Source organism: Pseudomonas sp. UBA5568, assembly GCF_002425525.1.
GTDB lineage: Bacteria > Pseudomonadota > Gammaproteobacteria > Pseudomonadales > Pseudomonadaceae > Aquipseudomonas > Aquipseudomonas fulva.
Window position 1 is genome coordinate 100,665 of sequence record NZ_DIMK01000048.1, and the last position, 13,649, is coordinate 114,313.

The 13,649-nt window shown below is 61.3% G+C and carries 9 protein-coding genes; 6 read left to right on the forward strand and 3 right to left on the reverse strand.

Annotated features, from left to right (window positions below; genetic code table 11):
• The first annotated feature begins 115 nt into the window (after window positions 1-115).
• The 4 genes from B2S33_RS15365 (at window position 116) to B2S33_RS15380 (ending at window position 8,882) form a co-directional block, all read left to right on the forward strand.
• Window positions 116-1,036, forward strand: a complete 921-nt coding sequence (locus B2S33_RS15365; RefSeq protein ID WP_027914655.1) for a LysR substrate-binding domain-containing protein — start codon at window positions 116-118, stop codon at window positions 1,034-1,036.
• Between the two features lie 163 nt (window positions 1,037-1,199).
• A complete protein-coding gene (locus B2S33_RS15370) occupies window positions 1,200-3,560 on the forward strand; it encodes a DNA polymerase II (RefSeq protein ID WP_288650629.1) in 2,361 nt (786 codons plus the stop codon).
• Between the two features lie 82 nt (window positions 3,561-3,642).
• A complete protein-coding gene (locus tag B2S33_RS15375; protein WP_236165522.1) occupies window positions 3,643-8,121 on the forward strand; it encodes an NEL-type E3 ubiquitin ligase domain-containing protein in 4,479 nt (1,492 codons plus the stop codon).
• A 209-nt stretch (window positions 8,122-8,330) separates the two neighbouring features.
• Entirely contained in the window at window positions 8,331-8,882 is a 552-nt protein-coding gene (locus B2S33_RS15380) for a DUF4174 domain-containing protein (protein ID WP_288650603.1), read from the forward strand.
• A 67-nt stretch (window positions 8,883-8,949) separates the two neighbouring features.
• On the opposite strand, the gene B2S33_RS15385 is transcribed toward B2S33_RS15380, so the two are convergent.
• The 3 genes from B2S33_RS15385 to B2S33_RS15395 form a co-directional block, all read right to left on the reverse strand.
• Complete coding sequence (locus tag B2S33_RS15385; RefSeq protein ID WP_145279215.1) at window positions 8,950-10,287, reverse strand: MFS transporter; 1,338 nt, start codon at window positions 10,285-10,287, stop codon at window positions 8,950-8,952.
• 158 nt (window positions 10,288-10,445) lie between these two features.
• On the reverse strand, window positions 10,446-12,011 hold the full coding sequence (locus tag B2S33_RS15390; protein WP_288650604.1) for a sensor domain-containing diguanylate cyclase: 1,566 nt from the start codon (window positions 12,009-12,011) through the stop codon (window positions 10,446-10,448).
• Between the two features lie 74 nt (window positions 12,012-12,085).
• Window positions 12,086-12,565 (reverse strand): hypothetical protein, encoded by a 480-nt coding sequence (locus tag B2S33_RS15395; RefSeq protein ID WP_128610596.1) that lies wholly within the window; start codon window positions 12,563-12,565, stop codon window positions 12,086-12,088.
• Between the two features lie 127 nt (window positions 12,566-12,692).
• Between B2S33_RS15395 and B2S33_RS15400 the strand changes: the two genes are divergently transcribed.
• Together B2S33_RS15400 and B2S33_RS15405 are read left to right on the forward strand one after the other, a co-directional pair.
• Entirely contained in the window at window positions 12,693-13,190 is a 498-nt protein-coding gene (locus B2S33_RS15400) for a GNAT family N-acetyltransferase (protein WP_145279213.1), read from the forward strand.
• A gap of 122 nt (window positions 13,191-13,312) precedes the next feature.
• Window positions 13,313-13,633: a hypothetical protein gene (locus B2S33_RS15405; RefSeq protein ID WP_088522986.1), complete on the forward strand. Its 321-nt coding sequence runs from the start codon at window positions 13,313-13,315 to the stop codon at window positions 13,631-13,633.
• Window positions 13,634-13,649: the final 16 nt, after the last annotated feature.

Sequence of the window (13,649 nt, forward strand, 5' to 3'; positions counted from 1 at the left end):
GGCAGGATTTAGGTTATGTATGTTTTTTCACTGCATTTTCTAGCACTGTCGGCAGGTTGTAAAACGCGTGAAATTATGAGCTACTATTAGTCTTGCTAATACTCAGGAGGCGTCAATGTCGGAAAGGATTCAGGCCTTGCATGCACTGCGTGCGTTCGAGGTTGCGTCCCGCTATGGTTCATTCACCAAGGCGGCGGAAGAGCTCGCACTGACCCAAGGCGCAGTCAGTCACCATATCAAGACCCTGGAGGGCATGTTCGGCTGCGATTTGTTCGAGCGGCGCGGGCCCAAACTGAGCCTGACCGAGCATGGGCGCTTGCTCTCTCAAGAGCTCAAGGTCGGCTTCAAGATCATTGAGAACGCTTGCTCGCTTCTGCGCCAGGACCGCTACGGCCTGCGTCTGAAGGCGCCTTCAACGCTCACCGTGCGTTGGTTGCTAAGGGCACTGGATGGCTTCAAGAAACACGAAGACACCTGTTCGGTGCAGTTGTCGAGCGTGTGGATGGACATCGACAGCGTCGATTTCTATTCCGAACCCTACGACTGCGCCATCTTGCTGGCCAACGGTCGGTTCGCTGCCGATGTGGAGAGTTGCCGGCTGTTCGACGAGTGGCTCATACCGGTGTGCCACCCTGACTACATGGAGCAGGCGCAGCCTGTGCTGTCGGACCTGAACCGTTGCGAACTGCTGCATCCCTCGCCGGATCGGCGCGACTGGCGGCGCTGGCTGGCGCGGATGGAGGCCCTTGATGTCAGCATCGACCAAGGCCAGGTGTTCGACACGCTCGATCAAGGTATCTCCGCCGCTCAGCAGGGCCTGGGCATCTCCGTGGTCGATCTGGTGTTGGCCAGTGCCGATCTGGCAGCCGGGCGCCTGGTGACACCTTTCAAGCAAGCCGTGGCAACTGGGGATGGCTACTACATGACTTGGCTGAAAAACAGCCCCAAGGCCCGTCAGATGCAAAAGTTGCGAGATTTTCTTCTCGGTCAAGTGCCTCCACTGGTGCTCAAGGACATCAACTACCTGTACAGCTGAATTCACTACACCGCACAGGGTAAGCGCGACCCGTCCACCGACGGTGGAGGTTAGACGCTGGGGCTTGGTTGCCGGCGCAATCATGTCGTCTCGCAGGCAAGGCCAGGTGCGCCTGGAGCGACCCGTTACATTCGTCATCATCAACAACGCAGAGGGCGCGGCGGTGGATTTGCAGCAGGGCTTCGTCCTGACCCGGCACTGGTACGACACGCAGGCAGGTACGTGCGTGGAGCTGTGGCTGGCTACCGATCAGGGCCCCCGGCAAGTGCGACTGGCGCCCCAGATCAATGTGGCGTTCGTCCCTCAGGCGCAACAAGCGCACGCGCAACGGTTGCTGGCCGACGAGCCGGATGCAGAGCTGCGCCCGCTTGGATTGAAGACATTCGATCAACGCCCAGTAATGGGCCTGTACTGCCGTCAATACCGGCAATTGCTTCAGGTAGAACAACGGCTGCGCGCCGCAGGTATCGACGTCTACGAGGCCGATGTCAGGCCACCGGAGCGCTACCTCATGGAGCGTTTCATTACGGCCCCCGTGCAGTTCGCTGGACGCCTGGATGAGCAGGGCGTGCTCTGCGATGCCCAGCTCAAGCCGCACGGCAGCTACCGTCCATCGCTGCGCGTGGTGTCGCTGGACATCGAAACCACCGAGCGGGGCGAGTTGTACAGCATCGCCCTGGAAGGCTGTGGGCAGCGCCAGGTGTACATGCTCGGCCCACCCAACGGTGACCCTCGCGAAGTTGACTTCGACCTGCACTACTGCGCCGATCGCAGTGCGTTGCTGCACTGCCTGAACCACTGGATAGCGCGCCACGACCCGGACGCGATCATCGGCTGGAACGTGGTGCAGTTCGACCTGCGCCTGCTGCATGAACACGGCAAGCAGCTGCAAGTACCCATGCACCTGGGCAGGGGGGGAGCGGCCATGACCCTGCGCGCGTCAGGTAGTGGTGGCCATGTCTTCATCGATGTGCCCGGCAGATTGGTGATCGACGGCGTCGAAGCGCTGCGCTCGGCAACGTGGAGTTTTCCATCGTTCAGTCTTGAAAATGTCGCGCGAACCCTCTTGGGTGACGGCAAGGCGATCAGTACGCCCTACCAGCGCATGGATGAAATCAATCGCATGTTCGCCGAGGACAAGCCTGCGCTGGCGCGCTACAACCTGAAGGACTGTGAACTGGTCACACGCATCTTTGCCCACACCAGGTTGCTGGAGTTTCTGCTTGAGCGCGCGTCGGTCACGGGCCTGGCGGCAGACCGCAGCGGTGGCTCGGTGGCCGCCTTCTGCCACTTGTACATGCCTCACATGCACCGCCAAGGCTACGTCGCGCCCAACCTGGGCAGCCGCCCCGACGAAGCCAGTCCCGGCGGTTTCGTCATGGATTCACGACCTGGGCTGTACGATTCGGTACTGGTGCTGGACTACAAGAGCTTGTACCCCTCGATCATCCGCACATTCCTGATTGACCCTGTCGGCCTCGCCGAGGGGCTGCAACAGCCAGATGACACAAACGCGGTCGAAGGCTTCAGAGGGGCGCGTTTCTCACGCACACGTCACTGTCTGCCGGCGATCGTCGAACGTGTGTGGCGCGCCAGGGAACACGCCAAGCAGGATCGCAATGCGCCATTGTCCCAGGCGCTGAAAATCATCATGAATGCCTTCTACGGGGTGTTGGGCTCAAGTGGCTGCCGGTTTTTCGATGCGCGACTGGCCTCATCGATCACCTTGCGCGGGCACCAGATCATGCGCCAGACCCGCGCCCTGGTCGAAGCCCGCGGGTATGACGTGATCTATGGCGATACGGATTCGACATTCGTCTGGCTCAAGACCGGCCATGATGAGGCGGCGGCCGAGCAGATCGGCAATGCACTGGTGCGCGAGGTGAATCAATGGTGGCGCGAACACCTGCGCCAGAAGCTCGGCCTGGAGAGTGCGCTTGAGTTGCAGTTCGAGACCCATTACCGGCGTTTTCTCATGCCCACCATACGCGGCACCGAGGAGGGCAGCAAAAAGCGCTATGCCGGCCTTGTTCAGCGTGCCGATGGCACTGAAGACATGGTCTTCAAAGGGCTGGAATCGGTACGCACCGATTGGTCGCTGCTGGCCAGGACCTTCCAACAGCAGCTCTACCGACGCATTTTTCGCGGCGAGCCTTATCGCGAATTCGTTCGCGAGTACGTCGGCCAGATGCTCGCTGGAGAGCACGACGCTTCGCTTGTATATCGCAAACGCCTGCGCCGCCCGCTGGCGGAGTATCAGCGTAACGTGCCACCGCATGTGCGGGCCGCACGGCTTGCCGATGACTATAACCGGGAACTGGGTCGCTCGCTCCAGTACCAGCGCGGAGGCTGGATCAGCTACCTCATGACCACTGCCGGGCCCCAGCCGTTGGAGAATCGTCGTGCCCCCATCGACTATGACCATTATCTGTCACGCCAGCTGCAGCCGGTCGCCGATGCGATTCTTCCCTTTGTGGGTGATCGCTTTTCTACGTTGATCGATGACCAGATGCTGCTGTTTTGATCGTGAGGTAGTACCCCGTCGCCGCAGGTATGTTTGTCGTCTCGCTAACCTCCCGTGCAAAATCACTTCACGGGAGCAACTGATGGACACCGCACTCACTGATCAACAGCTGGCGGAGCAGGCCTGCCAGGATGGCCTGATCGCTGCTCGCTTGCCGGCCTGGCTCAAAAAGCTCGATAAGGCATTCATTGCCCAGGCAGGGCAAGCGCTGAACAGCAGCCTGAAATGCCGCCAGCGTCTGGCCGCGCGGTGGGGGTTGATTGAAGGTATTGAGGCATTCGCCAAGCCCCTGCTGGAAAAATCCCTGAGCGCTCGTTTCGGTATCACCCAGGGCGTGGACCAGTTGTGGTTTCGCAATGCTTACGAGGTACCGCTCGCCACTTACTTCCCGATACGGGTGCCCTTGTACGAACGCCACTACTACCAGATACCGCTGCTTGAAGCCGTCTTGCGAAATTTTACCGCTGAACAGACGCAGCCCCAGGTCTTGCCGCCGATGGCTGGCGTGTTCGACGCGGCGGGTAACTCGGTGCCCAGGCTTAGCGCCGCTCGGTTTGCCCAGTTGACCCGGGAACTGGATCTGGGTGGGCTCTATCAACAACACTTGTCTGCCCATCTAGCGTCGGCCTCCATGCAAGCGTTACTGGGTGAGCTGAACCGGCACGAAATGGTGCTTGATGCATTCAAGGCCGATGCCCAGGGCGTGTTCGCTCCCGGCGAGCTCGAACTGTTGGTCGATTTGTGGCAAAGCGGCAGGCTGGGACGCCTGCACGGCGATCGAGTGCTTCCTAAAAGCTTGCAGATTATGGATTGTCCATTGCAGCAGATTCTGGTGCTGGATGTGCGGGACGAATCGTTGGCACCTTTCTACACTTCGAGCAAGCGTGTGCTGGTGTATATCCCGGGTGACCCGTTTGGAGCCTGGAGCACAGCCGATAATCTGGAACGCTTTGAACGCGCTGTGCTCAACGCACGCTTGCGCCAGCCTGCCTATCAGCAGTTTTTTGCGCGTTTCATTCGACGTCGTGATAGCCAACGATTCTTCAGCCAGCTCGCGTCGGCTTTCTATGAAGACATACCGATCTGGGCAACAGCTGACCTGTACCCGGTAGCAAGCGCCTTGTCGGAGCCTGTGTTCGAAACCCTCGCCCGCAGCCGCGTTGCACACGTAATGGACGATGCCGCAACGCTGGCGCCTCCGGTCAACGCGTTGGATCGGGCCATTGGGCGCGCGCATGAGAAACGCCTGGCAGTCGAGGGCTGGACGTTGCTGGGGCTGGCCAGTTTCTGGCTACCTGGGTTGGGCCTGGTATTGCTTGCCGTGACTGCCTGGGAGTTGATGAAGGAGGTGTATCACGGGGTAGACACTTGGCACGAAGGCGAGACGGAGCAGGCTATGGACCATATGACCCATGTGGCCGCTCAAGTTGCATTGATTGGAGTTACCGCGGGAGCGGGTTATGGTTTGGCCAAGGTGTGGAAACGCTCGACGTGGGTAGATGGTCTGGTCCAGTCCAACGTTGAGGATGGGGGCGCGCGCCTGTGGTCCGAGGACCTGGCGCCCTTTCGAAGCTCCCCGCCACCTGTTGAAGCGGTGGCAGATCATGAGGGGATCAGCCGCCAGGATAGCCGCGCATGGATCCGCATGGACGGCCACACTTACCCGGTGCAGCAACGCACGACGGACGAGCAGTGGCAACTGGTGCCGCGCGAGGGTGTAGGTCCTCTTTTACAGCACAACGGTGCAGGTGCGTGGCGGTTGTGGAGTGAGTCTCCCCTGGATTGGTCGACCAGCCATTACCTGTTCAGGCGCCTGGGCGAGCCGATGGCTGAACTTGACGACACGCGAATCGAGCAGGTCATGGCCATTCACGCGCTCGACGATGACCAGCTACGCGGTTTGCATTTTCGCGGCGCCGACCTCTTGCCAGCGCTGATCGATACCAGCCGCCGTGCGCATCTTGCTCAGCGTACCGAGAACCTGCTGATGCAGTTGCGCACTGGTGTTGTAATCGAAGATCAGAGGCTGCTTGCGCAGGTTGTGCAGCTGACCGGTGGCGAGGGCCTGTCTTCTTCGGATCTGGCGGCGCAGCTCGATGCACGACGGTACGAGGTCATGCAGCACCTGCTTGATCAGCAAATGTCTCCTTCCAGTCAGGATATCCAGGCTTTGCAGTGCGTATTCCCACGCTTGTACCCCAGTGCGGCACAGGCGCTGCTGGCCAATGCGAGCAGTGTCGACCTGCAACGTCTGCGTCGGACGGGTCGCGTGCCATTGCAACTGGCCGAAGCTGCCCGTGAGCGCAGCTCGCACATTCGTGTGCAGCGCGCCCTCGAAGGCCTGTACTTGCGGACGTCGCAGGATACGGACTTGGCCAAGCTGGTCCTGAAATTGCTCGACTATCGAGTTGGAGGCATCGGTAATGTGCGGTGGCGCCTGTTGAGTGCGCAGTTCAACGGCGTGCAACTGACCAGTGCCGGAGAAGGGGATGTCGAGCTACAGCTGTTCCATGACACCCAAGGCTTCAGCGTAAGAAACGCCTTTTCGCAGGAAATCTGCCCTCCCGGGGACCTTTTCGAGGTCATCGTGAATGCCTACGATCAGGCCCAACTGACAACCATGGGGCTGCATGCGCCTTTCGCCGAAAGTTTGCGCCAGGAAGTCGCTGCGCTTGCCCAGGTTCACCGGGCAGCGCTGCCTGAGCTCCTGGGCATCGCGACTCGCGGCCGCTGGCAATTGCCCACCCGCTTGGCCGACGGCCGCGTGGGTTACGTGCTCAGTGGACGTGGAGGGCGCAGGCCCAACCCCTATCTGCGAAGGCTGAGGTTCCTGTACCCCACCTACACCGATAATCAACTCGACGAGTGGCTGACTGATGCGCGTTCGGCAGCAGGAGGCATCGAGGCGCGGCTGCAGTGCCTGGAGGATCAGTACCGGACGCTCAACATGCATTTGCGTATGTGGGCCAGGCAAGGCTCAAGTCATGCCGAGCGTCAACGTCGCCGGACGCTGGGAAGAGCCTTGCGCAATTGCTGGCAGCACGTGCTCGATGAGGGCATGCACGGCGACAGTCTGATTCTTGCCTATCGTTGGGACATGATCGGCATTCACACCGAAAGTCTACCGGAGCTGCCGCCCCAGATACGGTTTGATCATGTGTATTCGCTGTCGCTGCGCGACGCCAGCATCCGCTACCTGCCTGAAAGCTTTCTGGGTGCGTTTACCAGTGTCCGGTCGCTCGAGCTTCCCGATAACCAGATCTCTCGGATCCCCCAGGCGCTCTTGCAGATGGAACATCTGTGGACGCTGAACTTGGCGCACAACCAAGTGGTGCTGGACGCGGGGCAGGCAACCATTCTCGGTAGCTGCAGCCATTTGCGTTACCTGGACCTCTCACGCAACCCGTTGGGCAGGCCCTTTTCGGTGGGCGGGCTGACATGCCTGCACGAGTTGCGTATAGCAGGCGCCGGCCTGCGCAGCTTGCCTTACCAACTGCTCGAGAGCACTTCGCTGCGGGTGGTCGACTTGCGCGACAACCTGCTTACGGCGTTGCCTGAAGACTTCTATGAATCGCGCCTGTGGGTGGAGGGGGAGGTCCACCTGGGCGGTAATCCGCTGTCGGCTGTTGAGCGCGAACGGCTGGAGCAAGCGTTACTCACAGCGGCTACCCGCGCCCGTGATCGAGCGATGGTACTGGTGCGGCTGAACTGGATGGATGCGATCGGCCTGGCCCAGCGCACGGAACTGGGCACTTGCTGGGAACACCTGCAGGCCATGGAGGGCAGCGGCGAGTTCTTCGGTCTGCTCGAACGCCTGATGGAAACAGCGGATTTTCAGCACCGCACAGGCGCGCGCTATCTTGCCGGCCGAGTCCTGACATTGTTGGGGGCCATGCGTGATTCGAGCGACTTGAGGATGGCGATGTTCAGCGACGCTGAGCAACTGACCTGTCAGGACAGCGTGGCATTGCGTTTCAGCGATCTGGAAGTGCGCCTGCGGGTCTGGCAGGCCGAAGTCCAAGCGCAGCAAGGTGAACGAGAGCAGGTGCTGTTGCACCTAGGGCGGCAGCTGTGGCGTTTGGATGAAGTCGAGCGTGTGGCCATGGACGACGTGCGCTGGCGACAGGCCGATGGTGCCGATCCTGACGAGATCGAGGTGGTGCTGGCTTACCGCCTGGCGCTACGCGAGCGCCTTGACTTGCCCATTTTCACCAGCGGCATGTCATTCAGGGCGGTGGCCGGGGTCACCGAGACGCATATCGAAGGAGCAGCCAGGCGCGTGTTGCAAGCAGAAACCAGCGAGCAACTGGCCAACTCCCTGTTGGACAGGGAATTCTGGTGCAGTCACGTGCGCCGCTTGCATGCACAACGTTTCGACGAGATGAACGCACCTTTTCATGCACGGCTGGAGGCTGTGCAAGAGGCTGCTGATCTGAGCGAACAGCAGGTGTTACAGCAGACGGAAGAAATTTCGCAGCAACGCCAGGCGGCCGAACGGGCGCTTCTGCTGGACATCACGCGTCAGGCGCTGGACAGCGCGGCCGAGCCCCTTCAACCCTAGGAACAGGAGCGCCGTCGTGCCGGAGCAGGGTGAGCGTGTTGAGCTATGCTCGTAGGCATGCACGAGCCATGTAAGGCGCCACATGGCAGGGTGACACCTCCAGTTACTTTTGAGTTGCGCCTTGCCGGGTGGGTTGGTTTAGGCTCCTGCGTCGGATCTTTCTCCAAGGTCCGTAGTCTTTGTTTGATCGAGAGAATAAGGAGATGCGCATGCTTGTCCGGTCATTGACCCTCGCCGCCCTGCTCGCCGCCGTGAGCCCGGCTTTTGCGGCCGACAGTAGTGGGCCACTGGCCCAGGAGCTGGGCAAGGCAAGGCCATTGGTCATCATCGCCCCCAGCAGTGCCGACCCTACCCTCAGGGCCGTGACCAAGGCCATGGAGGATCCGGCTACGCAGACTGCCTTCAAGGAGCGCAACGTCGTGCTGTACAGCGTCGCCCAGATGATGGGGAAACGGGACGACAAGAACCTGGAGCAGCAGACCACCATGGCACTGATCCGCGAGCTCAAGCTTGGTGCGAGCAAGGGGACCAAGGTCATCCTCGTTGGCAAGGACGGTGAGCGGCACATGCTCAAGGATGATGACACTGGGGAGGTCCTCGATCCCCAGGCCATCATCAAGGCGGTGGACGATCTACCTGCCAGTGAAAAAGCGGTCAAGGCTTCCGAGCCGGTTGCGACCGCAGTGCAGGAAAAGACCAAGGAAACCAAGCCGGGCAAGGCCGCCAAGCCCACCTTACCGCCCAAGCCCTTGGAAGACTGAGCCTCTTGTCGAGCCCTCTCATGGAAGACCGGGTGCCATGCAGGGCTGCCAGCGCAGCCCTCACGGGTCAGGTCGTGGATTGTCCTGCGCTGCCAGTTTGGGCCAGGGATGGGTCATCGTGCAGCGATATCCGCGAGGTTTCCGGCAACGCCAGCCCGCCCACCAGCGCTATCAAGGCAATGACGACCAGATAGAAAGCTGGCGCCAGACTGCTGCCTGTCTGCCCGATCAGCCAGGTCGCGACCAGTGGGGCGGTGCCGCCGAACAGGGTATAGGCAACGTTGTAGGTGATGGCCGACGCGGTATAGCGTGTACGTGTCGGGAAACTTTCCGATAGCAGGGCCGCGGTTACCACGCCGCTGGACAACGCGCCTACCGCCAGCAGCACGACACCGAGCAAGGCGCCGAACATCGACCCCGAGCTGGCCAGCCAGTAGGCTGGGAACACGCACACCATCACCCACAAGCAGGTGAAGCCAATGGTCTTGCGCCGCCCGATCCGATCCGACACAGCGCCGGCAACCGGGCAGCCAGCGGCGGCGAACAGCAGCGCGACAGTGGTCACCAGCAGCGACTGGGCGCGAGTCAGGTTGCCCACCAATTGCAGGTAGGTGGCGAAGTAGGTGGTGAACATATAGAACGACAGTGCAGTGAGGGAGATGAATGCGCCCAGGTTGCGTATCGCTCGTCCATGGTGGCGCAGGGTCTGCTTGAGAGGCGAATGCTCGTGTTCCTTGCCCTGGGCCAGTGCGTCACGGAAGGCTGGCGTTTCTTCCATGCGCCAGCGCAGGTACAAACCGACCAAGCCCAGTGGTGCGGCGATCAGAAAGGGTACGCGCCAGCCCCAGGTGGCCATGGCTTCCGTGGTCAGGCTCGCTTCCAGGCCGTAGGCGATCACGGCAGCGCAGGCAAAGGCCGAGAACGTCGAGACCGGCACGAAGCTGCCATAGAACGCGCGCTTGTCGTTCGGTGCATGTTCCATCAGGTAAGCACAGGCCCCCGCATATTCACCGCCTGCCGAGAAACCTTGTAGACAGCGGGCGAGCGTCAAGAGCACGGGGGCTGCCAATCCGATGGTGGCATACGTGGGCAGTAGCCCGATGAGGGTGGTCGAGCCTGCCATCAGCAAGATAGTCAGCGACAGGATACGTTTGCGTCCCAGGCGGTCTCCCAGGGCGCCGAACACGATACCCCCCAGTGGGCGCAGGGCGAATGCCACCGCGAACACGGCGAAGGTCTTGAGCAGGGCGACGCTCGGGTCACCACTGGCGAAGAATTGGCTGGCGATGAGTGTTGCAAGAAAGCCGTAAACGGCGAAATCGAACCATTCGACGAAATTGCCGATGGCCGAAGCGGCGATCACCCTGCGCAGGGTGGCAGGGGATACCTCGTGAAGTGCGGACATGCGGGTGCTCTCCGATTTTCCATTGGCAGCCATGACGAGCGTGGTGCGGTCGAGCCGCGCCATCAGGAGTTATGGTTGTCAGTAGATCGGCCCCGCTTACGAGTCGCTTTGTCGAGGACGACCTTCGGATGCCAGAAACGACCGCGGCGAGCGGGGCTTTAGGCCACGACAACGCGATTGCGCCCACCTTGCTTGGCCAGATACAGCGCTCTGTCAGCCGCGGCCAACGTGCCGGCCGCATCGCCTGTGCCCTCCCAGTGCGCCACCCCAAGCGACACAGTCAGGGCGCCCACCGGCGCTACCGGGGTGTCCCCGATGGTCGCGCGCAGGCGCTCGGCCACACTGGCTGCCACAGCTAGATCCGCACCGGGCAAGAGCATCAGAAATTCCTCCCCGCCAGTACGGCACAGCAAGTCGCCTTCCCGGCAGCAACGGCGCATCGAATGGGCCAGTTGTCGCAACACGGCATCGCCGGTGTCGTGCCCGTGGCCGTCGTTGATCCGTTTGAAATGATCCACGTCCATGACGATGGCTGAAAAGCGCCGCCCTTCGGCCTCCAGCAACGACAGGCTGAATTCCAGCCCGCGGCGATTGATCAGCCCTGTCAGGGGGTCGGTCTGGGCTTCGCGGTTCAGGCGGCCAATGCGTTCGTGCAGCAGGTTCAGGCCGAACAACAACGCTCGCTTGAGCTCAGCCGCCTCGAAATACCACGCACGCACCCGATGCAAGTCTTCGGCCGTGTTGGCGCTGTCCATCATCCGTGCACTTGCGGCGAGCTGCCAGAGCGGCCGAGCGATGACCAATGCCAGCCACCAGAGCAGCAGGCTGCCGACCAGCGCCAGTGGCGCTGATGTACCTATCACATTGAGGACCAGGGTATTGAGCGGCGCCACGGTGCGTGACAGTGGTTGCTGGGCGACCACGCCCCAGCGGGCGCTGGGCACGGTGGCGAAGCCTGCGAGCATCTCGACTTTCTGGCTGTTGGTGAGCGCCACGGTGCCGCTGGGCAGTGTTGGCAACTGATCGATCAAGGCATTGCCCTGCACGACAGTACCGACGCGCTGGTTGTCAGGGTGATAGAGCAGGCGTCGCTGGTGGTCGACTACATAGAGGTATGAGCCGTCCTTGTAGAAATGCTCGCCCAGCAGGCTGTTGAGGATATTGCGTTCGCGCAGGTAGAGGGTGCCCCCTACGTAGCCCAGGTAACGGCCTTGCTTGTCGATGATCGGCTGCGAAAGCGTGACCACCAGGTTGTTGGCGGCAGAGACGTACGGGGTCGAGACCAGCGCACGCCGCAGGTGCAGCGCTTCGTCGACGCCTGGGGAGCGCATGCGCCCGCCCACCAGGTGCCGTAGCGGCGCAGGGGAAACTGACAACAATGTGCCGTCGGCATCGATCACGAACGTGGAATTGAACGCCATGCTCTGCGCCAGCACGCGGTCTGTTTCAACCTGCAAGGCCACGGCGTCACTCAATTGTCGGCCTTGTACACCTGCGCTGAACTGCAGTTGCTGCAAGGCGTTACCGATGAATGTTTCGGTGATGGCGGCCAACTTGGTGGCGTACACCCGGTTCGCTTCCAGTGCGTGATTGATCAGCAACTGTCGCTGGACGCGGTAGCTGGCAAAATAGCTGGCGCACAGCATCACCAGTGCGGTGAGTGCGCAGAGCACCAGAATGAGCCTGCGCAGGTCCAGTCGCAATCCATGCTTGGTGTTAGGCAATCCTGACCTCGGAATCATCAAATGCGGCGAATGGCAAGGAATGCTCATTGGCAGTCGCGTAGCGCGAGTGTCACTCAGGGGGCGTTTTTTTCAAGCGCCTTGAGTTCAGCCTCCACGTCCTGCATGCGCTGTTCAGCCACCGCCTGTACCTTGGCATCTGCGGCGGTTTGCTGCATCAGTGCCGTGAGTTTTTCACTCAACCGCTTGCCTTCCGGTGTCTTTTCCAAGGCGCGGGCCTTGGCGGGGTCCTGCAAGGCGCCGACGATACTGGCGAATTCGGCATCGGTGAAGTTCTGTTCGCTGTACAAGCGGAACAGGTCCTGACGCTGGTCGTCAACCGTCAGGTGCCGACGCAGGACCTGTTCGATACGGGTCTGGCTCACGTCAGGGTGCTTGCCCGCAAGGAGCACGGCCATGCGCTGAATGTTGTGGTCATAAGCCTCCTGCAGCGGCAACTGGGCAACGATCTGTTCTTCTCGCGAGGGTTTCTGGTCGCACGCCGTGACCGCGGCGGTGAGCGCAAACATGAGCAGCAACTTCGGGAGGCGAGGCATGGCTTGGCCTGAATGGGCTGTGGGGTAGGGCGATTATACGGGTGCGCGCACGTCCGGGACGAGCGTTGCATTTGCCTTGCCGGGCTGGCTGCGGTAGAACCAGGCCTTTGACTGCAACGGTTGCCCCATGCCTGAACTTACCCTGCGCCCCGTGACCCCCGAAAGCCGTGACGAGGTCGTGGCCTTTGTCGAGTCCGCGCGACGGGACTTGTTCCCGATGCTTGCCAAAGCGCCTTTACCTCCCGACCTTGCACAGTTTGATGATGTCTATCTGCAAGGCGCCGGCGCCTTCCTCGAAGCACGGGCGGGCGCAGGCCTAGTGGGCGTGATCGGCTACCTGCCCTATGACAACCGCTTTGCGCAGTTCGACTACGGTGACCAGCGTGTGGCCGAGGTCGTGCGCCTGTTCGTGTTGCCTGCCTATCGCCGGCTTGGCGTGGCGGCACGCTTGTTCGGGGCCTTGAAAGCACAGGCGGCAATCGATGAAATCGACCGTTTTTACCTGCACACCCACCCATTTCTGCCGGGCGCCGTCAGCTTCTGGGAGCGGCAGGGCTTCACCCTGCTAGACGTTGAGGACGACCCGATCTGGCAGACGACCCACATGGACCTGCGGCTGCGTTAGGCGCTCGGACATGTCCTACATTGACGCGGGTGTGATGGACCACGCGTTCATTTTCTTACAAGGCAGGTGATGGTTTGCTTCCTCGTGCACGGACTTTTCACAGCCGCAGAGGGAGAGTGACAATGCCGCACATGGCCCTGTACAAACTGAAACTGCTGGATGAATTCGAGGTTCGCACAGACGGTTGGTCGTTCGACGATTTCCAGAACCGCCTGATGGACATCTGGCGTGGCGCCACCCGCCAGGATGCCGCCTGCATCATCAATGCCGCGCACCGAGAGGGCAGGTGGCCCAGGACGGTCAGGCAATACCTGTTGAGTCGCATAAAGGTGGCCGGCCACGTCGAACCGGAGTTGGAAGCCACGTTCATCGAACTGTCTGGCTCGCTCACTGGCCAGGAGCGGGCGCAATGGTGCCGCACGGCGACCGATACCGTCCACTGACCGCTGACAGGGGCGC